Below are 21,029 nucleotides of genomic sequence, written 5' to 3'. Positions count from 1 at the left end.
ATACACCGCCGCCACCGGGTCGCTCATCGCCTGGACCGCCGCTCTCGACTCGGACCGCGCGGCGACCGGCACGGCCCTGCTCTTCGTAGTGCTGATCGCCGGACAGGCCGTGGGCGCAGTGGGGCTCGGAGCGCTGCTCGACGGGCCGGGCACGATGGTCGCCTTCGCCGCCGCTGCTGTCGTGACGGCAGCCGCCGGAATCACCCGCCGCCAGAAGTCGCCGAATGATCGGCTGTCGGCACGGTCGTCCGGTTCGTAGTGTCGGACGTATGGATCCGCGACCGCTTCCCGCCGTCGGCGCCCCGGCCACCCGTGCGCTCGAGGACGCGGGCGTGCACGATGTGGACGACGTGAGGCGGGTGGGCCTCGACCGTCTCGCAACCCTCCACGGAGTCGGGCCGAAGGCGCTCCGGCTCCTCCAGCAGGCCCTCGACGCAGACGATCCCGCTCCGTAGCGATCCCTTCCCCGCACGGTCGCCTCGACCCAGAATGGTCGGAGACTCGGCGCGCCGGTTCCCGGGGGCGATCCGACCGCGGAGGCGGCCGCCGAGGGAACGGTGGTCGGATGAACCAGGAGGCGCGATGAAGGTCATGCTCGTGATGCGGTCCGACGGCAGCTACGCCGGGGGCGATACCCCCGAGGACTACGCGGCCTGGGCGGACTACGACGCGTCGCTGAAGGCGGACGGCGTCCTCGTCGACTCCGGACGCTTCGCCGACGCCTCCGGGGACGTCTCCGTCGAGACGGATCTGACCGCGGCGCGAAGAGAAGGCGGCACTCCGGCCCCTTCCCGAGCGGAGGAGCGGTCAGCCCTCGTCGGCTACTACCTGCTCGACTGCCCGACCCGGGACGACGCCGTGCGGTACGCCCGACGCGCCCCCCTCTACGGCTCGGTCGAGGTGCACGAGCAGGCGCAGTACTGAGCCGCGGTCGCCGGTCGGGCGGCTGTCCCCGTCACCGCCGAGCGGGACCGACCGCCTCACCCGAGGGATGCGAATCGGGCGTCCGGGATCGGGACGGCGGGAGGGAAGTGGTGTACCGTCATCGCCTGACCGATTCTCATCGGAGTGGTCGACCCGTCTCACCGGCGGTGTCGATCCGGGGCTGAAAACCTCCGGCGTCCTCGAAGCCCGGAGGTCCTCCCATGTCAGTGTCCCCACGAAGCACCACCGTCGACGGTGACGCGTCCCCCTTCGTCGTCGTGGTCAGCGCAGAAGCGCACCCGGGCGGCGCGGGGTCGGAACGGTCCGATCCGGCCACCTCGCCGGCAGCGCTCGCACGTCCGAGGACGGGGTACGGCGGAGCGATCCGGCTGGCGCAGGGCCGCGTGCTCGGCCCGCCCTCCTCCCCCGGCACCGAGCTCCTCTTAGGGCTGCTCTTCTGGCGCAGCCGCCGCGACGCCGAGGATTTCGCGGCGGAACTGAGCCGCGCTGAATCGACGTGGGTCGTGGACGAGGGGATCTACCGGTTCACCACCTCGGCGACGGCGAGCCCGGACGACGTGACTCCCGTCGATCCGGTGCGCGCTGCCCCGACGGCGGCCCACGAGATCATCCGACTGGCGCCCGTCGCGGGCAAGCAGGCATGGATGGCCGAGTACAACGAGAGCGAGACGCGCGATCACATCAGAACGCTCGAGGGCTTCGTCTCGACGAGCTTCTTCCGCGACCTCCGGAGCGATCGGATCATCGAGTACGTGCAGTGGCGCTCGGCCGACGACCTGACAGCGGCGTTCGGGGACGAGCGCTTCGCCGAGCACTTGAGCGTGAACAGCCATTACTCCGACGGCGAGGCCTTCCTCTTCGGAGAACGGTCGACCGATGCGGCACCCGCCGATGAACCGCCCGACGGCGCGTCCACCCCCTCCGGGACCGACGGTCCTGCCACCGCTCAGAGCCCCGAGGCCCGACCGTGACTCGACTCGAGACCGTTCACGAGATCCTCGGGCCCTGGTCGTTGGCCACCACCCAGCGGTTCTGGGAGGGCTTCGCCCCGAACCGGCTCGCGTCGCAGCCGCAGGCCGCGGGCATCCGCTCCGCCCTCCTCTGCGATGCCGACTGGCAGCGAGTGGACGTCGTGGTCACCCAGGACGGGCCGTCCGCCCGCATCGTGGTCGAGGGCCCGGGCGACCTGGACGCCGCGACCGAGCAGGTCCGTCGGCTGCTGTCCATCGACATCGACGGGCGCAGCTGGCCCGACGTCGCGGCGCGCGACGAGGTCATCGCGGACGCGCAGGCTCGGCTCCCCGGGTTCCGGCCGTGCGGCTTCTTCTCGCCCTACGAGGCGGCGGTCTGGACGGTCCTGTCGCGTCGGCTGCAGATCCGGCAGGCGGCGGCGGTCAGGACGCGTCTCGCGCAGCAGCTCGGTGATGACGGAGCCTTCCCGTCCCCGGCCGTCCTGCGTGCGGCGTCCCTCGACCTGCCCGACCGCAAGGCGGAGTACCTGCAGGCGATCGCCGAGGCCGCCCTCGACGGACAGCTCTCCGGCTCCCACCTGCGCTCGCTCCAGCCGGCCGAGGCCTTCGTCCAGGTGCAGAGCATCCTGGGGATGGGGCCGTTCTCGGCCGAGCTCGTCGTGATCCGCGGCGCGAACTTCCCCGACGTCCTGCCGCGCAACGAGGGCAGGCTGAGCGACGAAGTCGCGAAGCGCTACGGCGATGACCGGTCGATCGACGAGATCTCCGAGACGTGGACGCCGTTCCGCTCCTGGGCGGCGGTGCACCTGCGCGCGCTCGCGGAGTAGACGGGCGACTCCCAGGGGCGGCCCACCGTCAGGACGGCTCCTCCCGCAGGCGCCCCGCGGCGGCCGCTGCCGCGGAGATCTCTCCGCAGTGAGTCCGGCGACGGACGCCACCCGGAAGGCCCGGGCGGATGATGGTCGGGTGAACCGCACCGATCGTCTCTACGGGCTCGTCGAGGAGCTGCGGGCGGTCTCGCCCCGGCCGCGGAGCGCGCGCCGTCTCGCCGAGCGGTTCGAGGTGTCGGTGCGGACCATCGAGCGGGACCTGTCCGCGCTGCAGCAGGCGGGTCTGCCGATCTGGGCGGAGCCCGGCCGCACGGGCGGCTACGTCATCGACGCGTCGGCGACCCTCGGTCCGGCCGGGTTCACGCTGGAGGAGGCCGTCGCCGTGCTGATCGGCCTCAGCGCGCTGCGGCGCAGTCCGTTCCGGCAGGCGGCCCGGACCGCCGCCCGGAAGACGCTCGCGGTCCTGCCCGACGACGTGGCCGCCCGCGCCGGCGCGGTCGCCTCCCGGGTGCACTTCCTCGAGAGCGAGGAGGAGGCGCCCGTCCCGGCGGAGTTCGCGACGGCCCTCCGAGCGGATCGTGTCGTCCGGCTCCGCTACCGCGACAGCAGCGGCGCGGAATCGGTCCGCGACGTCGAACCGCTGGGCTCGATAGGGAAGGAGGAGCACTGGTACCTGATCGCGTGGTGCCGGCTGCGGGAGGGGGTCCGGGCGTTCCGCGGCGACCGGATGCTGTCGGTCGAGGTGACCGACGAGCGGCCTCCGCAGCGCACCCTGCGAGCCGAGGACCTCGCGCTCCAGTACGGACGGCTGCGGTCCGTCGTCGACGACTGACCTTCTCCGGGACGTCGACGGCCGCCGCGGACCTCGCGGAGACGAGGACGATCTGCGGAAACACCGACAGGACGGTGTCGCGACGACAGGCGAGCCTGGTGCCTCCACCTCGTCCCCGCCCCTGAAGGAGCCCCATGTCGTTCACCTCCCTCCGCCTCGTCACCGACGACCTCGACGCCCTCGTCGCCTTCTACGAGCAGGTCGTCGGCCGACCGGCCGAGCGCTCGGCGCCGGTCTTCGCGCAGTTCACCGGAACGGGCGCGACCCTCGCGATCGCCCACACCTCGACGGTCGCGATGCTGGACGGCGCCGTCGTCCCCGCGTCGAACCGCTCCGTCCTGCTCGAGTTCGAGGTGCCCGACGTCGACCGCGCCTTCGCCGAGCTCGCACCCCGGAGCGAGGACGTGGTGCTCCCGCCGAGCACCATGCCGTGGGGCAACCGCTCCGCCCTCGTCCGCGACCCGGACGGGAACATCGTCAATCTGTTCAGCAGGCCCGCGGGCTGATCGGGCGCACTCCGTCGGTCCGAGCACGCTCACGCCTGGCCGGTGGGACCCGACGGGGATCGCGGAGACCACCGGGGATCCTCTCTCGCGATGCGATCCTCCCGAGCGGGCGTGGCGTCGGGCCGAGCGCGACCGGTCTGCGGTTCGCAGGCGGGAGCACGGCGACTCCGTCCAGCGTGACGTCCCGACCGCACTCCGACCGTCGGGACGGCCACCCGCCGCCGGTGTCCTCGGCGGTACCCTCGCGGCATGACCTTCGTGAACGTCGGCACCCTCGGGGCCGTCCCCGGCAGACGCGACGAGCTCGTCGCCGTCCTCACCGAGCACAACGACGACCTCGTCGACGCCGGCTGCCTGCTCTACGAGGTCGGGGTCGACGACGAGCAGCCCGACACCGTCTTCGTCGTCGAGCTGTGGGAGAGCGCCGAGGCGCATCGGGCCTCCCTCGCCCTCCCCCGGGTCCAGGCCGCGATCGCGACGGCGCGCCCGCTGCTCAGCGGCGCCTTCGGCGGCTACCGCTTCGACGCAGCAGGCTCTCCCCTCCGGAGCTGACTCGCGCCGAAGGCCTGCCGGCCGTCGGCACAGGCCGACCTGGAGTGAGCGGGCCGTCCGTCAACGGAAGACCTCTTCCTCTCCCGCCACCCCGACACCTCGGAGCGGAGCACCGTGATCAGCACGTTCCTCGTCGACCACGCCGCGCTCGTCCCGATCGCCTTCTGGATCGCGGTCGCGGTGGTCACGGCGATCGCCTGGCTGCTGCACCGGCGCGGCGCGGAAAGGTCTCTTCTCGTCCTCGCCGCGCTCGCCTTCGTCGTGGGGATCGCGCTGACCGTGTATCCGCCCGATGGGACGCCGCGGGTCTTCTGCACCGTGCAGTTCTCGGTGCCGTTCGACGGCATCGACACCCTCGCGAACATCGCGCTCCTGCTCCCCGGGGCCCTGCTGCTCGCGGTCGCGGTCGGCCGGCCCCTGCTCGTCGCCGCCGCCGTCTCCGGCCTGTCCGCCCTGATCGAGGTGGTCCAGGCGGGCGTTCCGGCGATCGGCCGCTCCTGCGACACGAACGACTGGTTCATGAACACCATCGGCGCACTCCTCGCCGCGTTCCTCGCGGCCCTGATCCTCAGAGGGGAGAAGCGGCGCGGGCGTCGGCGAATGGTCCGCTGACACCGCCTGTCACGTCGCCCTGCTCTCGGCCGGGTGTCTCGGCGGCCGACATCAGCACGGGTCCGTCGATCCACGTTCCTGTGACGCGGACCTGCTCAGAGGACGGCCGACGCCACGGGTGCCGTCTCGGCGACGCCGAGGACGACCGGGCGTCACCGGGTGCCGCGGTCGCGTCTGTCGACCGCCCCAGGAGCTGTCAAGTCTCTCCCCCGTCGGCCTCGGCGCTGCGCACGCTGGGGGCATGAAGCACCTCCTCTTCGCGAACAAGACGATCCTCGTGGGAGACGACGCGGCGGACGCTCTGGTCGAGTACGGCGTCGCCCTCGCCGCGAGCAGCACGGCGGACCGCGTGGAGTACACCGGCATCGGCGCCGACGGCGGCACCGTGCAGGCGGTGTTCCTGCTCAACGCCGGCGCCGCCCTGGTCGCCGAGACCACTCCCTCCGATCTCCCCGAGCCGGACAACACGGCCGAGGTCGCCCGCATCCGCGAACGCACCAGGGCGCTCACGGGAGTGTTCCCCGTGCAGCCGAGCGAGGACGACATCACCTTCGACGTCGAGCTCGAGCACGGCTTCGGACACTGACCGGCCCGCCCATGGCCTCCCTCCACGCCCCCTGGCCGACGCTCTGACCGGGGACACGGACGACGCCGAGGTCCGTCGCTGGGCGGCGTCCCGCGCCCCGCTCACGCCGGGGACGATCGCCGTGCTGCAGGCCGTCGGCTTCATCAGCGCAGCGCAGCGGGTCCCCGCCGACACGGCCCTCGCTCTCCTGCTGACGGCGGCGGAGGACGACCGGCGCGATCCGCCCGACGTGGCTCGCGATGTCCTTGCGCGCCGCCATCCCCTGGCCGATCCCGGTGACGATCGCGGCGCGTCGGTGACCCCGTGATCACTGCCCTTCCAGAGCCGTGGTCGGTCCGCCGCCGGGGGCGCTGTCTCCCGAGTCCGCGACGTGAAGCGCACCGCGCGCCGCCCGCCCCGCCCGCTGGATGCGCGCCCGCACCAGCCGCTGCAGCAGCGCGGGGTAGAGCTGAACGGCGATCGTCGACCCGAGCAGCCAGGCCGCGCCGCCCGTCGCACCCGTGACTGTCGCGGCGAGGGCGAGCGCGACTCCGACTGCCGTGCACGCGACGTGCACCGCCTCGGAGCGGCGGGTGTGCTGATCGAGAGCGGCCAGCCCCGCGCGCGTGCCGTCGAAGCCGCGCTCGCGGGTGACGAGGCGGTTCCACCCGACGACGTCGAGCAGCCGACCGAAGACGCCGACCCCGAGCGCCCGCAGCACCGTCGGCTCGCGGCGGCCCACGTCGAACCAGGACTGCTCGAGCGGACGGGTGCGCGCACCGAAGGTCAGTGCCGCCCAGCCGGTGAGGACCATCTGCGCGACCGCGGCGAAGACCGGGCGCGAGGGTCCGATCGCGTGCCAGGCGGCGGCGAGGAGGGCTGCCGCGACGGCGGTGAGGACGAGGGTCCGGACCACTCCCGCTCCCTCCTGCCCGTGCTGCGGTGTCGGACCCGACCACCGGCGCACGCCTCCCATGATGACCGCTGCCGGGCAGTCGCCGTCAGACCGGTACCGAGAGGGTCGCCGTGAAGACCGGCCCCCGGCGGGCCGGGTGAACGACGTCGAGACGGTGACGGTCCCGCCTGCCCGGGCGAGGATCGCCCGGGTGATCGCGAGGCCCAGACCGGCACCGCCGTCGTCAGGGGCTCACGCCGGGCTGGGTCGACCCGCGCCTCACCAGGTCCGTAGGCAGGGTGATGGCAGCCGGGCGCTCCCCCTCGATCGCCTGCAGGAGGAGGCGGACCATCTCCGCGCTGATCCGCTCGAAGGGCTGCCGCATGGTCGTCAGCGGCGGGTCCGTCGTGAGGGCGACGGCCGAATCGTCGAATCCGCCGACGGCGACGTCCTCCGGCACACGCTTGCCGAGCCGGGCGAGTGCGTCGATAGCGCCTGCTGCCATGCGGTCGTTGGCGGCGAAGACGGCGTCGATGTCGGGATGCGCGGCGAGAAGCGCCTCCATCGCAGTGGCCCCACCGGCCCGTCCGTAGTCGCCGAACTCCACCGCCTCCGCACCGCCCACCTCCGCGCGGTAGCCCGCGAGCCGCGCGATCCCTCCCGTAGTGTCGGGCGGTCCGGCGATCGTGGCGATGCGCGAGCGTCCGAGGCTCCGCAGATGAGCGACCATCTCCCGCGCTCCCTCCTCGTCGTCGGCGGCGACGTAGCCCATGCGCTTCTCGTAGCCGACCGGCACGCCGCAGGCGATGGCCGGCACTGAGGATCTCTGGATGTCCGTGAGCAGCCGTGCGCCGACGTGGGCGGAGATGAGCAGGACCCCGTCGACGTGGCCCGCGTCGATGTAGGCGAGGGCTCGCCTCTGCTCGTGCTCCGTCCCCGCGAGGATGAGGACGAGGGCGACGTCGTGCTCCGCGAGTGCGGCTGAGGCGCCTCGGAGCAGAGTGGCGAAGTTCGGATCCTCGAAGAGCGAGCGCGCGTCCTCCGTGAGGAGGAAGGCCACCGTGTCGGTGCGGCTGCGGGACAGGCTCCGGGCGTGGGGATTGGCGCGGTAGCCGGTCCTCGTGATCGCCGCCTCCACTCGCGCGTGCGCTTCGGGGCTGACCCATCTTCCGCCGTTCAGCACGCGCGAGACCGTCCCGCGCGAGACACCGGCCTCGACAGCGACGTCCTGAATCGTGGGGCGTGAGGGCGTCCCGCCTCTTCCGCGCGAAGGCATCCGCGTCACTTCACCGCCCCGGCCGCCAGGTCGACCCGCCAGAACCGCTGCAGGACGAGGAACATCGCGATCAGCGGCAGGATCGAGAGGAGTGCCCCGGTGATGACCAGCGTGTAGAGCGCCGGCGCGGAGGCGCCCTGGTTGAGCAGCCCGTTCAGGCCGACCGTGAGCGGGAAGAGCGAGTCGTCGCCGAGCATGATGTACGGCAGCATGAAGTTGTTCCAGATCGCGACGAACTGGAAGAGGAAGATCGTCACCAGCCCCGGCAGGAGCATCGGAACGGCGATCCGGGTGAAGATCCCTATCTCCCGGGCGCCGTCGGTCCGGGCGGCCTCGATGACCTCCGTCGGCACGGCGGCCGCGGCGTAGATCCGCGCGAGGTAGATGCCGTAGGGGCTGATGATCTGCGGCAGCAGCACTCCCCAGAACGAGTTGGTCAGCCCCACCTCGGCCAGCAGGAAGTACTGAGGGATCGCGAGGATCACGCCGGGGACGAGGACGCCCATCAGCAGGACGGCGAAGACGCCCTTCCTGCCTGGGAAGTCGAACTTCGCGAGCACGTATCCCGACAGTGCCGATACCCAGGTAGAGGCCACTGCACCGACGCCCGCGTAGAGCGCGGTGTTCAGCATCCAGCGCCAGAACAGACCTCCCCGGTACTGCGCGAGAGCGACCACGTTGTCGATCAGATGCGAGCCGGGCGCGAGCGTGAAGGTGGAGAAGAGCTCGCCGCCGCTCTTCGTGGACGCCGTCACCACCCACAGCACGGGGAAGAGGCAGTAGACGGCGCCGATCAGCAGGATCGTCGTCGCGATCCAGCCCGGACGTCCGCGATCGGGGTCGCGGCGTGCGGTCCTGGACCGTGTCCGCCCGACGGTGCGGGCGGGGGGCCGCTGAAGGATGCCGGGCACGGATCAGTCCTCCTGTCCGAAGGCTCGCTTCTGCACGACCCGGAGGAAGAGGAAGGAGACGGCGAAACTGGCGAGCGCGATCACGACGGAGGTCGCGGCGGCGGAGTGGATGTCGTCGCGGGTGAACGCGTCCCGGTAGACGAGCATCAGCGGGGACCAGGAGGTCGAGAGGCTGTTGGTCAGCGGTCGCAGCGTCGTCGGCTCGGCGAACACCTGCAGAGTTGCGACCATCGAGAAGAGCGCCGTCATCACCAGAGCGGGGGTGACGATCGGGATCTTGATGCGCAGCGCGATCTGCAGATCGCTCGCCCCGTCGATCCGTGCCGCCTCGTAGACGTCGGAGGGAATGGCCTGGAGGGCGGTGTGGATGACGATCATGTTGAATCCGACGCCGCCCCAGAGCGCGATGTTCGCGATCCCGAAGACGACGGCGCCGGAGGACAGGATGTCGGGGGCTTCCCCGCCCAGCCGCTCAATCACGTACGCGAAAGGCGAGACGGCCGGCAGGTAGAGGAATCCCCAGAGCAGCGAGGAGATGACGGCCGGTACGGCGTAAGGCAGGAAGATCGAGACCCTCGAGAACGAGACCGCACGGGCCCGCCTCGCGTCGAGGAGGAGAGCGAAGAGGAGCGCGAGACCGAGCATGCACGGGATGAGGACGAGCCCGTAGAGGAGCACCCGTCCGACGCTGGCCCCGAACTCCGGATCGCTGAGCGACCCGAGGTAGTTCTCGATGCCGGCGAAGACCTGCTTCCGGCCGCCGGAACCCAGGCCGAGCCCAACGGCCTGCTTCTTCTGGAAGCTGAGCATGACGGTGTAGAGGATCGGCGCGGCCATGAAGGCGGCGAAGAGCACGATCGCCGGTGCGAGCATCGCATAGGGAGCGAGTACTCGGGCGCGGAAGCCGGTGCCGAGTCGACCTCTCCTCGGCGGCGCGGTCGGGAGAGTCAGGGGTGGGGGAGCCATGCCGAGTCCTTCGGAACGAGAGCGGTCGGGAAGCGGCGCCGGATCCTCGCCGCCGGGAGGCGCGCGGCCCGATGGTGGACGCGGGCCGCGCACCGGTCACTCCACGGAGAAGCCGCTCTTCACGAGGTCGTCGGAGGTGATCCGCTGCATCTCGGCCACGGCGTCGACGAAGGCGGACCGCGTCCTCGCGGCGGCGGCCTTCGCGAACTCGTCGTTGTACGCGCTGAAGGCGACGTTCACGTTCGGCCCGTAGGTGAACGGAGCGACCGACTCGGAGGCGGCGGCGGCGATGTCGGAGAAGTCCCCCTGGGTGCTGAAGAAGTCGGGCGGGCTGCTGAGCGCTGCTCTCGCCGCCTCGGTCGCCGCCGGGTAGACGCCCGCGACCTCGGCGAGTGCCGCGACCGCCACCGGATCCGTGTTCAGCCAGGTCGCGAACTCGGCAGCGGCCGCGGTCTTCTTCGTCTGACTGGTGACTGCCGTGGTGCTTCCTCCCCAGTTCCCGCTGGAGGGGTTCGCGGCGTCCCACTGCGGCAGAGCTGCGGCGATCCACGCGCCTTTCGTGTCGGGGGCGTTGCCGCTGAGCACGCCGGGTGCCCAGACGGCGCTGATCCAGCCGACCTGCGAACCGTCGTTCAACCCTGCGTTCCACTCCGGCGTGTACATCGGCGTGTTGCCGATCGCCCCGGATTCGACGAGCTCTCCCCAGTAGGCCGCGACCTTCTCGGTCGGTCCGGCGTCGATGTCGACGCCCCAGCTCCGGTCGTCCGTCGACCACCAGGAGGCTCCGGCCTGCTGCGCGAGGCCGGCGAACCAGCCCGCGTCGTTGGAGGAGAAGGTGCCCAGGTGTCGGGCCGGGTCGGAGGCGTGGACGGCCTCCGCGGCCGCGGCGTACTCCTCCCACGTCGTCGGGACGCCGAGGCCGAGGCTCTCGAGGATGTCCGCGCGATAGTAGGCCATCATCGGCCCCGAGTCCTGGGGGATCGCGTAGACGGCGTCACCTCCGAGCGTGACGGCCGACCAGGTGCCGTCGGAGAAGCTGCCCTCCAGATCGCCGGCGCCTTCGTCGGAGATGTCGGCCAGAGCATCCGCCGCGACGAGGGTGGGGATCTTCTGGTACTCGGCCTGAACCAGATCGGGGGCTCCGCTGCCCGCCTTAACGGCGGTGAGCAGCTTGGTGATGGCGGGGTCGCCGCCGTCCTGCTTGCTGACGGTGACCTGGATCTCCGGGTGGTCCTCGTTCCAGATGTCGACGACCTGATCGAGGTTCGGCGCCCAGGCCCAATACGTCAGCTCGACAGGGCCCGAGGCTCCGTCGTCGAAGCCGGTGGAGCAACCGGTGAGCAGGAGCGCTCCGGTGACAGCGGCGGCGGCGCCGAGGGAGCGGATCCTGCGGAACGGGATGTGCATTCGTCCTCCTTGAAGAAGCTGGTTCGTCGATCCCCGGCGCCTCCGCTCGGGAGGAGGACGGCGGCGTGCCCTGTGAGCGGTTACAGTTAGCCATACGTGTATGGTCCTGTCAACAGTGGCGCAGCCACCCGCACCAGGGCACGACACTGGGACCGCGCACAGCCGAAGGAGACAGCTCGCATGACCACCGCTACCGGCGACACCCCCTCCGCCTTCCGCTACCGGCTCCCCGGAGCCGACGGGCGTCCGCTCCCCCGGGCTCCGTGGATCCCGGGGCGGCCGGGGCTGCGTTACGGAGGCGACTACAACCCCGAGCAGTGGCCGCGGGAGGTCTGGGCGGAGGACGTCGCCCTGATGCGCGAGGCGGGCGTCGACCTCGTCAGCGTCGGGATCTTCTCCTGGGCACTGCTCGAGCCGCAGGAGGGCCGGTACGACTTCGGGTTCCTCGACGAGCTGCTCGATCTGCTGCACGGCGCCGGGATCGATGTCGACCTCGCGACCCCGACGACCGTCCCGCCCGCCTGGTTCTGGAAGGCGTACCCGGACTCCCACCCTGTCACCCGGGAGGGCGTCACCCTGGGCCGGGGCTCGCGCGGCATGGTCAGCCCGAGCTCGCCCGAGTACCGGGCGGCGGCCGTCGCCGTCACGGAGCAGCTCGCGCAGCGCTACGCCGCGCATCCCGCGGTGGTCCTCTGGCACGTGCACAACGAGTACGGCGCTCCGGTCAGCGAGGACTACTCCGACTACTCTGTCGCGGCCTTCCGCGCCTGGCTGCAGGCGAAGTACGCGACGCTCGGCGCTCTGAACGCGGCGTGGGGCACGCTCTTCTGGGGCCAGGTGTACGGGGAGTGGGACGAGATCGACGCGCCACGGGTCGCGGCCACCGTCGTGAACCAGACGCAGCGGCTCGATTTCGCCCGCTTCACCTCGGACGCGCTCCTCGCCTGCTTCACGGCGGAGCGCGACGCGATCAAGCGCTACTCGGACAAGCCGGTCACCACGAACTTCATGGCCACCAACTGCCCCTCGATCGACTACTGGAGATGGAGCAGCGAGGTCGACCTGGTCTCGAACGACCACTACCTGGCCGCAGAGCGCCACGACAACCACGTGCTGCTGGCGATGGACGCCGACCTCACGCGATCTTTCGCCGGAGGGCGTCCGTGGATCCTCATGGAGCACTCGACGTCGGCGGTGAACTGGCAGCCGCGCAACATCGCGAAACGCCCCGGTGAGCTCGCACGCAACGCCGCGAGCCATCTCGCGCGCGGGGCCGACGCGGTCCTCTTCTTCCAGTTCCGGGCCTCCCGGTACGGAGCCGAGAAGTTCCACTCCGCGATGCTCCCCCACGCCGGGGCGCGGACGCGGGTCTGGAAGGAGGTCGTCGAGTTCGGCGCCGACCTCGACCGCCTCTCAGCGGTCCTCGGCTCCGTCGTCCGGACTCGCGTCGCGATCCTGTGGGACATCGAGTCCTTCTGGGCGCACGATCTGGAGTGGCGGCCCTCGGTCGAGCTCGATCACCGCGAGCGGATCGAGGCCTTCTACTCCGCGCTCTGGAAGCGCGGTGTCACGGTCGACTTCGCCCACCCCCACTCCGATCTCAGCGGCTACGGCCTCGTCCTCGCCCCCTCGCTCTACCTGATGGACCGGACGTCGTCCTCGAACGTGACCGAGTACGTCCGCGCCGGCGGCACGTTCGCCGCCTCCTACTTCTCAGGGATCGTCGACGAGAACGACGCCGTGCACGAGGGCGGCTTCCCCGGCGCCCTTCGCGAGGTCCTCGGCCTCTCGATCCCCGAGTTCCTGCCGCTCCGCGACGGCGAGGTCGTCGAGCTCGACTCCGGAGCGCGAGGAAGCGGCTGGACCGACGACATCGCCCTCGAGGGCGCGGTCGAGAGAGCGCGGTACGCCACCGGACCAGCTGCCGGAGGACCGGCGATCACCCGCAACGTGCTCGGCGACGGATCGGCCTGGTACCTCTCCACGCGGCTCCGGGGCGACGACCTCGCGGACTTCGTCGACACCCTGCTCACGGACGCCGGCATCACTCCACCCGCCGAGACAGTGGAAGGGCTCGAAGTCGTCGTCCGCCACGGTGACGTCGCGGACTTCACCTTCCTCATCAACCATGCCGAGACGGACGCGGCGCTCGCGAGCCCCGGCACGCTCGAGCTCATCACCGGCAGCACCGTGGACGGGACCGTGGTCGTTCCGGGGAAGGGCGTCCGGGTCGTGCGGCGGGACCACTGAGGATCGACCACCTGCTTCACTCCGAGGTCGAGACCTCGCGGGAACCGCGGGTGCCGCGAAGGTACTCGAAGGTGCGCAGGGATTCAAGGGGACGGCCGTCCGCAGCGAACAGGGCCTGGTTGTCCCAGGCCGATCCGCCGTGACTCCCGCCGACGTGGACCGGGTCGTAGCCCGCGGCGCGGCTCGTCGCCCATCCCGCGCCGAAGAGCTCCCAGAGCGACCGGTTCGCGGCGAGAGCCGATGGAGGACCGACGGGCAGCCAGGCCGGCTCCCAGTAGAAGACGCCGATGCCCGTCGATCCGACATCGCGCACTGCTGCGACGACATCCCGGAGAGCCGTCGCCTGGCCCTGCACACTGATCGGGTACCGGCTCGAAGAGGGAGCAGTGGCGATGACGTTCGGATGCCCGTCGCCGTCCGTCAGGGTGTACGGCCACGAGGTCTCGGCGACCATCACCTTCTTGCCGTAGGTCCGTGAGACCTGGGCCAGCACCTCGGTGAGGTTCGCGGTCGAGCCGTGCCAGTACGGATAGTAGGAGCTCGCGAAGACGTCGTAGTCGACTCCGAAGCGGTGGAGCCCCGCGGCGATCGCCGAGTACCGCCCGACGGATTCCGGGTTCGTGAAGTGCAGAGCGACAAGAGCATGCGGCAGCACTTCCCGCACGGCGGAAGCACCCGCTGCGAAGAGCGCTGCGAGGGAGGCGTCCATCGATGTGGCGTCGCGGGAGTAGCCGGCCATCCCGGTGTTCGTCTCGTTTCCGACCTGAACGACGCGCACGTCGACGCCGGCGTCCTCGAACCTCCGCAGCGCGCTGACCGTGAAGCCTCGCACGGCTGCTGCCGTCGCCTCCGGCGTCGAGCCGGCCCACGACTTCGGAGCCAGCTGACGACCGGGGTCCGCCCAGAAGTCGGAGTAGTGGAAGTCGACCAGCACTCCCAGTCCAGCAGCCGTGGCGCGTCTGCCGACCTCGACGGCTCGCCCGACGTCGACGTTCCCGCCGCCGTAGCCTCGGCCGCGGTCATCGAACGGATCGTTCCACACCCTGACCCGGACCGCCGTGACGCCCGCATCAGCGAGGACGGCGAAGAGATCCGCCGGAGAGCCGCTCCTCTCGCGGAAGACGACCCCGCTCTCCTCGAGGGAGAGGACGGAGGAGACGTCGACACCGCTGAGGAATCCCGTGGACATGCCGTCGACGCGGCTCACGACGACCGGGACACTCGTCGAGGCGGCAGGAGCGACTGGGGCCGGTGCGACCGTCCCGACGGTCAGGCAGGCGATCACAGCGGTGATCGAGAGGTGGAACGTTCTGCTTCGTCGCATGGTCAACCCTTCCGAGCGGTCCGTCACGGAGGAGGAGCCCCGCCGCCGCGGTCACGATCGCCGACCATAGGTTCGAGCGGCCGAGGGAACAACAGCCTTCTCCGTACAGGCGCGGCTTCCACCAGAACTGACGCGGACGCGGAGCCGTGACGACCCTTCCCAAAGGGCTTCACGACGATGAGCCGCTCCCCGCTCGCGCGCCGCAGTCTCACCCGGGCGCCCCGCACCGGGCATCCGCCGCCTTCTCGACGGCGCTTCCTTGACACCGCCGCCGGCCGGTCATCATCATGCAGTCACGACCGGCGGCGGCGCGCCACCGGCGACCCGACAGGAACGGTGCACCGATGCCCACCATGCTCTTCGTCAACCTGGCCGTCGCCGATCTCGCCCGGGCGAGGGCCTTCTACGAGTCGCTCGGCTACTCGATCGACGAGGGCTTCAGCGACGAGAACGCCGTCAGCGTGGTGATCAGCGACACGATCACCGCGATGCTGCTCACGCGGGAGTTCTTCGCCGAGTTCACCAGCAAGCCGATCATCGACGCCACCACCTCGACCGAGGTGCAGCTCGCCCTCAGCGCCGACAGCAGGGAGGAGGTCGACACCCTCCACGGCAGGGCCCTCGCCGCGGGCGCGACCCCGGCCGGCGAGCAGGACCACGGTTTCATGTACTCGAAGAGCTTCGACGACCTCGACGGCCACCACTGGGACTTCGTCTGGATGGACCCGGCGGCTGCGGCGGGCGGTGCGCCGGAGCTGTCCGTCGAGGAGATCCGGGCGAACACGACGCACAGCTGAGGCACGACCCGTGGACGCCGAGCGGTCGACGTCCACGACCCGCGACAGCACCCCTCGCAGTCACACTCCGTCACGATCCGGCGCGCACTCCCCCCGGCCTGACAGGCTCCCGGCATCCGCCTTCCGGGCGTCTGGACAGGAGCACACCGTGACGATCACTGCACCGGCGAACACCGCGACCACTGCTGCGGCGACCACAGCGACCTCGACCCCGGCGCCCGAAGACCGTGCCTCCGCGGCGGCCGGCTTCTCCACGCGCCAGGTGCACGCCGGTGCCGCGCCCGACGGCGCCCACGGGGCGCGCGTCACCCCCGTGCACCTCAGCGCCGGCTTCGTGTTCGACAGCTTCGAGCACGCTCGCGAGCGGTTCGCCGGCGAGGACGAGGGCTACCTCTACACCCGCAACGGGAACCCGACCACCGAGGAGGTCGAGCGTCGGCTCGCCGATCTCGAGGGCGGCGCCGAGGCGATCCTGGTGGCGAGCGGCCAGGCGGCCACCGCCTCCGCTCTCCTGGGGATCCTGCAGGCCGGCGACCGGGTGCTCTCCTCGCGCCGCCTCTACGAGGGCAACCGCGGGCTGCTGGTGCAGAACTTCGGGCGGCTCGGGATCGGCGTGGACTTCGTCGACGACGCGTCGGACCTCGGCGAGTGGGAGCGGCGGATCGGGCCCGACACCCGGGTCCTCTTCGGCGAGCCGATCCCGAACCCGAAGAACGATCTACTGGACCTCCCGGCGCTGGCCGCGATCGCGCACCGGCACGGGCTCCCGTTCGTGGTCGACAACACGCTCGCGACCCCGTACCTCCTCCGCCCGATCGAGCACGGGGCCGACGTGGTCGTGCACTCGACCAGCAAGTTCCTCGCCGGGCACGGCTCCGCCCTCGGCGGCGTGATCGTCGACGCCGGCACGTTCGACTGGGCGGCGCGCCCCGCGCTCTTCCCGCACCTCAACCAGGAGGAGCGGTCGTTCGGCGGCCGCAGCTGGACCGAGCAGCACGGCCGGCGCGCCTTCGTCTCGTACACGCGGGACATCGTGGTCTCCCGCCTCGGACCGACGCCGTCACCGCTGAACTCCTTCCTGCTGCGGCAGGGCGTCGAGACGCTGTCGCTCCGGGTCGAGCGGCACTCGGCGAACGCCCTCGCCGTCGCCCGCTTCCTCGAGGAGCGGCCCGAGGTCGTGTCGGTCGACTACTCCGGCCTGGAGTCGAGCCCGTCGTTCGCCCTCGCGCAGCGCCTGCTCCCCCGCGGGCAGGGCTCCGTCTTCTCCTTCACCGTGGCCGGAGGGGAGGCGGGCGCGGCCGCCTTCATCGACGCCGTCGAGCTGTTCAGCCACATGACCCACCTCGGCGACGTGCGCTCGCTGGTGCTGCATCCCGCGTCGACCACCCACGCCGGACGCACCCCCGCCGAGCGCGCCGCCGCCGGGATCCACCCCGGGCTCCTCCGGCTGTCGATCGGGATCGAGGACGTCGACGACCTCCTCCGCGACCTCGAACGCGGGCTCGCCGCGGTGCGCGCACGCGCCCTCCCCGCGCTCGCGGAGGTGTGAGCGTGGCGCACCGTCAGCACTTCGGCTGGTTCTTCTCCCGGGGCTTCGGACCGCAGGGATGGGGGCACCCCTACCGGGAGTGGAACCACGACTGGACGAAGCCCGGCCTCTACCAGCAGTCGGCCCGCGAGCTGGAGCAGGCCGGCTTCGAGCTGATCGTGATGGAGGACGCCGTCTCGCTCGGCTCCCCGGAGACGCTCGACCTGCGGGTGCGGGGAGCGTACGGCGGGCCGAAGCACGATCCGCTCCTCCTGGCGCCGTACCTGTTCGCGGCGACCGAGCGGATCGGGCTGGCGCCGACGATCAACGCCGGCATCACGCCCCCGTACCTCGCCGCCCGGCAGGCGGCGACGCTGCAGCACCTCAGCTCCGACCGCTTCGGGATCAACCTGGTCACCGACGTCGGCAGCGCCCGCCACGTGGGCCTGGAGCCGCTGTCGCACGACGCGGCCTACGACCGGGCCGACGAGTGGATGGCGGTCGTCCGCCGGCTCTGGCGCAGCTGGGGCGAGGGCGCGCTGATCGCCGACCCCGGGTCGGGCCGCTACGCCGACGGCACCCGGATCGACGCGTTCCGCCACCGCGGGGAGCACTTCCGCGTGGACGGACCCCTGAACGCCGTCCCCTTCGCGAACGGCGACCCGATCGTCGTCTCCCCAGGCGGCTCCCCCCGCGGCCTGGCCTTCGCCGGCACGCAGTCGGACGTGCAGCTCGCGCTCGCCCCTCTGGAGGCCCGGGCGGTGCGCGACTACCGGGCGCGCGTGCTCGCCGCGGCCGAGCAGCACGGGCGGACGGCGGACGACCTGCGCGTGCTCTTCGTCGTGAAGCCCGAGATCGTGTCGAGCCCGGAGGAGGCCGCGCGCGTCGTCGAGGCGTCGCGCCACCCCGACGAGGACGCGCTGCGGCGGATCGCGCTCGGCTGGTCGAGCGACCTGGAGACCGACCTCACCGGGCTGGACCTGGACCTCCCCGTCCCGCGGTCGGTGTTCGGCGAGCACGTCTCGCACGGCACCATCGCCGGCCTCTACGGCGGCACGGAGGACGCTCCGCTGCGGGAGCTGCTCACCAGGAAGGCGCGCAAGGGCCGCGTCGCCGAGCGCGCCGGCTTCGTCGGCACCGCGGAAGAGTTCGCCGACTTCGTCGAGGAGCTCGGCGACGACGGCGGCAGCGACGGGCTCCTCCTCTCCGGGGACCTGCACCCGGTCACCCTGCACCGGATGCTCGACGACCTCGTCCCCGTGCTGCGCCGCCGCGGGATCCTCCGCGACGAGCTCGCTCCCGGCGGGACCCGCGCCAACCTCTTCGGGACGTAGGGGGAGTCCGCCCCGTCTCACTCCGGATCCTGCGCCCGGCCGGGCACCGGGCGGAAGAATCCGTGCTCGATCTCGTGGGCGAGCTGCACAGCCTCGACACGCGAGGCCGCCCGGTCCACCGCCGGCGGCCCGGCCTCATCGGGGGTGCAGAGGGAGCGGAGGCGCTGAAGGACGGCTCCTCGCCACTGTCGTGCGATGCCGCCCGCCTCGGTGCTCCGCCGTCCCACCTCGTCGAGTCCCCGCGAAGGCGCTCCGCCGTTCACACGGCGGCCCGCACGGCTTCGAGCGTCTCGAGGAGGAGGGGACGCGGCATGGCGAAGACGAGACGCACGTGGTCGGCGTAGCCGGCGCCGCACAGGCGTCCGGAGGTGAGCGTCACTCCCGCCTCGCGCTGCAGGTGCTGCGCGGGATCGGCGAGGCCGAGAGCACCCAGGTCGAACCAGGCGAGATACGTCGCCTCCGGGGTGCGGTGCCCGATCCCGGGCAGCTCGGAGGCGAGGAAGTCGGCGATGAGGCGCCGGTTGCCGTCGAGGTAGTCGACGACCTCGTCGAGCCACGCTCCGCCCTCCCGGTAGGCGGCCGTCGAGGCGATCACGCCGAGATTCGAAGCGCCGTGCTGCACCGCGAACCCGAAGCGCGAGTAGACGTCCTCGTCTGCGTCGTTCGTGGTGATCAGCTGCGCGGCCTTCAGGCCGGGGATGTTCCACGCCTTCGAGGCGCTCGTTCCGGTGACGGAATGCCGGGCGGCCTCCTCCGAGACCGAGGCGTAAGGGATGTGGGGGACGCCGTCGAACCGCAGCGGCGCGTGGATCTCGTCGGCGAAGACCCGCCCGCCGTGGCGCTCGACGACAGCGGCGAGACCTTCGAGCTCGGACCGCGGCAGGACCGAGCCCGTCGGGTTGTGCGGATTGCAGAGCACCAGGGTGCCCGCTCCCTGCGCGAAGGCCGCATCGATCCCGTCGAGGTCGTGCTCCCAGCGGCCGTCGACGATCGTTCCCGGGACCTCGATCACCTCGCGTCCGATGGCCGACAGGTAGGTGAGGAACGGCATGTAAGCGGGGGTAGGCACGATCACCGGTGAGCCGGGGCGGGAGAACTCGGTGACGGCCACTCCGAGCGCGGCCATGACATCCGAGACGGAGTGCACGCGGGCGGGGTCGACCGTCCACGCGTACTGCTCAGCGAGGTACTCCGCAGCGGCCTCGCCCAGCTCGCCCGCAGTCGAGGGGGACAGATAGCCCAGCACGTCGCCGGCCACGGCGTCGTGCAGTGCCCTCCGAACGGCCGGCGCCGTACCGAAGTCCATCTCGGCGACCCAGGCTCCGATGGCGCCGGGGCGGAGGCTCCACTTGCGGCTCGTCGGGCGGTCGAGTCGTTCGCGCGTGAGCGAGTCGAACAGGTGCATGGGAGTCCTCGGGGAAGCGGGCGGAGGGCGCCCCGCTGGTCGATCGGGGCGCCCGAGGCGGGGGCGGCTCAGCTGTTGTCGAGCGGGAGCCCGGGCGGGTTCACCAGGGCCTCGTCCACGGCCTCGTCCTGCAGGCCGTAGGCCGACAGCCAGTCCTGGTACTGACCGTTCCCGATGAGGTAGCCGAGGGCCTGGGCGATCGGCTCGGCGAGTCCGGAGTCCTTCTTCACAGTCGCCGCGATCAGCCCGTCGAGCGATTCGCCCGCTCCGGAGAACGTGCCGGCGTTGCGGGTCGGGTCGGCGCCGTCCTCCGAGATCCGGTTCTGGTAGACCGTCGTCGGGTTGGGCCCGAAGTAGGCGTCGATCCGGCCGGAGCCGAGAGCGAGAGTGACGGAGTTGGCATCGGGCAGTCGCGTGATCTCCAGGGACCTGCCCTCGGACTGCAGACGGGCCTGCCACTCGAGCAGGATCTTCTCCTGGTTGGTGCCGCTGCTGACCGCGACGGTGAGTCCGTCGAGGTTCTCGTAGTCGCCGTCGAACTCCCAGTCGTTCGAGGCGAGGACCTGGAACGCGAGGGTGTCGGCGCGGTAGGAGGCGAAGTCGTACTTCTCCTTGCGCTTCTCCGTGACGGTGATGTTCGAGAAGCCGACGTCGCTGCCTCCGGTGTCGATGCCCACGAAGAGGTTGTCCCAGGTGGAGTTCTCCACCTCGGGCTGCAGCCCGAGGACGGCGGCGACGAGGCGGCCGAGATCGGGCTCCGAGCCGGTGAGGGTCTCGGTGTCGGTCCCGGTGAACGCGAGCGGAGGGAAGCCTGCGGGGAGAGCGCCGACGCCGATCGTCAGGGTCCCGCGGTCGAGGATCTCCTGCGGCAGCGTGCCGCGGATCTCGTCGACGACCGGCACGTCGATGTCCGTCTCGGTCGCCGCTCCGTTGGAGAGGGCACCCACGGTGACGGTGGTGGTGCCGGAGGCGGCTCCCGGGGAGGCCGGGTCGGAGGCGGCGGCACCGGAGCAGGCCGCAAGGCCCGTCGTCAGCGCGGCGGCAGCGAGAAGCGCCCCGACTCTGGTCCAACGAGTGATGTGCGGTCTGGTCATGATTCGATTCCTGTGTCTGTCGTGCGGAT

The 21,029-nt window shown here is 71.5% G+C and carries 23 protein-coding genes; 15 read left to right on the top strand and 8 right to left on the bottom strand.

From position 1 onward, the window contains the following. The first annotated feature begins 88 nt into the window (after window positions 1-88). The 11 genes from C5B98_RS16775 (at window position 89) to C5B98_RS01500 (ending at window position 6,141) form a co-directional block, all read left to right on the top strand. Window positions 89-259 carry a hypothetical protein gene (locus C5B98_RS16775; RefSeq protein ID WP_181065424.1) on the top strand — a complete coding sequence of 57 codons (171 nt, stop codon included), beginning with the start codon at window positions 89-91 and terminating at the stop codon, window positions 257-259. 10 nt (window positions 260-269) lie between these two features. Beyond that, on the top strand, window positions 270-455 hold the full coding sequence (locus C5B98_RS01550) for a DNA-binding protein (protein WP_104223264.1): 186 nt from the start codon (window positions 270-272) through the stop codon (window positions 453-455). A 127-nt stretch (window positions 456-582) separates the two neighbouring features. Continuing rightward, window positions 583-924, top strand: a complete 342-nt coding sequence (locus C5B98_RS01545; protein WP_160033412.1) for a YciI family protein — start codon at window positions 583-585, stop codon at window positions 922-924. A 221-nt stretch (window positions 925-1,145) separates the two neighbouring features. Beyond that, a complete protein-coding gene (locus C5B98_RS16770) occupies window positions 1,146-1,916 on the top strand; it encodes a hypothetical protein (RefSeq protein WP_181065423.1) in 771 nt (256 codons plus the stop codon). Further along, entirely contained in the window at window positions 1,913-2,743 is an 831-nt protein-coding gene (locus C5B98_RS01530; RefSeq protein WP_104327192.1) for a DNA-3-methyladenine glycosylase, read from the top strand. Before C5B98_RS16770 ends, C5B98_RS01530 begins: the two co-directional genes overlap by 4 nt. Window positions 2,744-2,882: 139 nt before the next feature. Beyond that, window positions 2,883-3,578 (top strand): YafY family protein, encoded by a 696-nt coding sequence (locus tag C5B98_RS01525; RefSeq protein ID WP_104281847.1) that lies wholly within the window; start codon window positions 2,883-2,885, stop codon window positions 3,576-3,578. A gap of 134 nt (window positions 3,579-3,712) precedes the next feature. After that, window positions 3,713-4,084 carry a VOC family protein gene (locus C5B98_RS01520; protein WP_104327191.1) on the top strand — a complete coding sequence of 124 codons (372 nt, stop codon included), beginning with the start codon at window positions 3,713-3,715 and terminating at the stop codon, window positions 4,082-4,084. Window positions 4,085-4,333: 249 nt separating this feature from the next. Further along, a complete protein-coding gene (locus C5B98_RS01515) occupies window positions 4,334-4,636 on the top strand; it encodes a putative quinol monooxygenase (RefSeq protein ID WP_104226533.1) in 303 nt (100 codons plus the stop codon). Between the two features lie 114 nt (window positions 4,637-4,750). Continuing rightward, the gene (locus C5B98_RS01510; protein ID WP_104327190.1) at window positions 4,751-5,248 is read left to right on the top strand and encodes a VanZ family protein; all 498 of its coding nucleotides are present in this window, start codon (window positions 4,751-4,753) and stop codon (window positions 5,246-5,248) included. A gap of 241 nt (window positions 5,249-5,489) precedes the next feature. Beyond that, window positions 5,490-5,834, top strand: coding sequence for a hypothetical protein (locus tag C5B98_RS01505; protein ID WP_104309647.1), 345 nt, complete (start codon window positions 5,490-5,492; stop codon window positions 5,832-5,834). A gap of 121 nt (window positions 5,835-5,955) precedes the next feature. After that, on the top strand, window positions 5,956-6,141 hold the full coding sequence (locus C5B98_RS01500) for a hypothetical protein (RefSeq protein WP_104226536.1): 186 nt from the start codon (window positions 5,956-5,958) through the stop codon (window positions 6,139-6,141). On the opposite strand, the gene C5B98_RS01495 is transcribed toward C5B98_RS01500, so the two are convergent. The 5 genes from C5B98_RS01495 to C5B98_RS01475 all read right to left on the bottom strand — a co-directional run bounded on the left by C5B98_RS01495 (window position 6,142) and on the right by C5B98_RS01475 (window position 11,268). Beyond that, window positions 6,142-6,729: a hypothetical protein gene (locus C5B98_RS01495; protein ID WP_104327189.1), complete on the bottom strand. Its 588-nt coding sequence runs from the start codon at window positions 6,727-6,729 to the stop codon at window positions 6,142-6,144. It lies immediately after the preceding gene. Window positions 6,730-6,952: 223 nt separating this feature from the next. Further along, on the bottom strand, window positions 6,953-7,984 hold the full coding sequence (locus C5B98_RS01490) for a LacI family DNA-binding transcriptional regulator (RefSeq protein WP_104223277.1): 1,032 nt from the start codon (window positions 7,982-7,984) through the stop codon (window positions 6,953-6,955). A 5-nt stretch (window positions 7,985-7,989) separates the two neighbouring features. Next, complete coding sequence (locus tag C5B98_RS01485; RefSeq protein WP_258063417.1) at window positions 7,990-8,799, bottom strand: carbohydrate ABC transporter permease; 810 nt, start codon at window positions 8,797-8,799, stop codon at window positions 7,990-7,992. 99 nt (window positions 8,800-8,898) lie between these two features. After that, complete coding sequence (locus tag C5B98_RS01480) at window positions 8,899-9,861, bottom strand: carbohydrate ABC transporter permease (RefSeq protein WP_104223278.1); 963 nt, start codon at window positions 9,859-9,861, stop codon at window positions 8,899-8,901. Between the two features lie 96 nt (window positions 9,862-9,957). Beyond that, window positions 9,958-11,268, bottom strand: coding sequence for an ABC transporter substrate-binding protein (locus C5B98_RS01475; RefSeq protein ID WP_104223279.1), 1,311 nt, complete (start codon window positions 11,266-11,268; stop codon window positions 9,958-9,960). Window positions 11,269-11,448: 180 nt separating this feature from the next. Between C5B98_RS01475 and C5B98_RS01470 the strand changes: the two genes are divergently transcribed. After that, window positions 11,449-13,518 (top strand): beta-galactosidase, encoded by a 2,070-nt coding sequence (locus tag C5B98_RS01470; protein WP_104327188.1) that lies wholly within the window; start codon window positions 11,449-11,451, stop codon window positions 13,516-13,518. Window positions 13,519-13,534: 16 nt separating this feature from the next. On the opposite strand, the gene C5B98_RS01465 is transcribed toward C5B98_RS01470, so the two are convergent. Then, window positions 13,535-14,842: a glycosyl hydrolase 53 family protein gene (locus tag C5B98_RS01465; protein WP_104317863.1), complete on the bottom strand. Its 1,308-nt coding sequence runs from the start codon at window positions 14,840-14,842 to the stop codon at window positions 13,535-13,537. A gap of 344 nt (window positions 14,843-15,186) precedes the next feature. Between C5B98_RS01465 and C5B98_RS01460 the strand changes: the two genes are divergently transcribed. The 3 genes from C5B98_RS01460 (at window position 15,187) to C5B98_RS01450 (ending at window position 18,501) form a co-directional block, all read left to right on the top strand. Next, complete coding sequence (locus tag C5B98_RS01460) at window positions 15,187-15,639, top strand: VOC family protein (protein ID WP_104223282.1); 453 nt, start codon at window positions 15,187-15,189, stop codon at window positions 15,637-15,639. 148 nt (window positions 15,640-15,787) lie between these two features. Then, window positions 15,788-17,188, top strand: a complete 1,401-nt coding sequence (locus C5B98_RS01455) for an O-acetylhomoserine aminocarboxypropyltransferase/cysteine synthase family protein (protein ID WP_258062240.1) — start codon at window positions 15,788-15,790, stop codon at window positions 17,186-17,188. A 2-nt stretch (window positions 17,189-17,190) separates the two neighbouring features. Further along, window positions 17,191-18,501, top strand: coding sequence for an LLM class flavin-dependent oxidoreductase (locus tag C5B98_RS01450; RefSeq protein ID WP_104223283.1), 1,311 nt, complete (start codon window positions 17,191-17,193; stop codon window positions 18,499-18,501). A 259-nt stretch (window positions 18,502-18,760) separates the two neighbouring features. Here the strand turns inward: C5B98_RS01450 and C5B98_RS01445 are convergent, their stop codons facing one another. Both C5B98_RS01445 and C5B98_RS01440 read right to left on the bottom strand, forming a co-directional pair. Then, window positions 18,761-19,906 carry a MalY/PatB family protein gene (locus tag C5B98_RS01445; RefSeq protein WP_104327187.1) on the bottom strand — a complete coding sequence of 382 codons (1,146 nt, stop codon included), beginning with the start codon at window positions 19,904-19,906 and terminating at the stop codon, window positions 18,761-18,763. 68 nt (window positions 19,907-19,974) lie between these two features. Beyond that, on the bottom strand, window positions 19,975-21,000 hold the full coding sequence (locus tag C5B98_RS01440) for a transporter substrate-binding domain-containing protein (protein ID WP_104223286.1): 1,026 nt from the start codon (window positions 20,998-21,000) through the stop codon (window positions 19,975-19,977). Window positions 21,001-21,029 lie beyond the last annotated feature (29 nt).

The sequence above is a fragment of the Rathayibacter sp. AY1A5 genome (assembly GCF_002930875.1).
Lineage (GTDB): Bacteria > Actinomycetota > Actinomycetes > Actinomycetales > Microbacteriaceae > Rathayibacter.
This window is presented reverse-complemented; position numbering and strand designations above follow the sequence as displayed.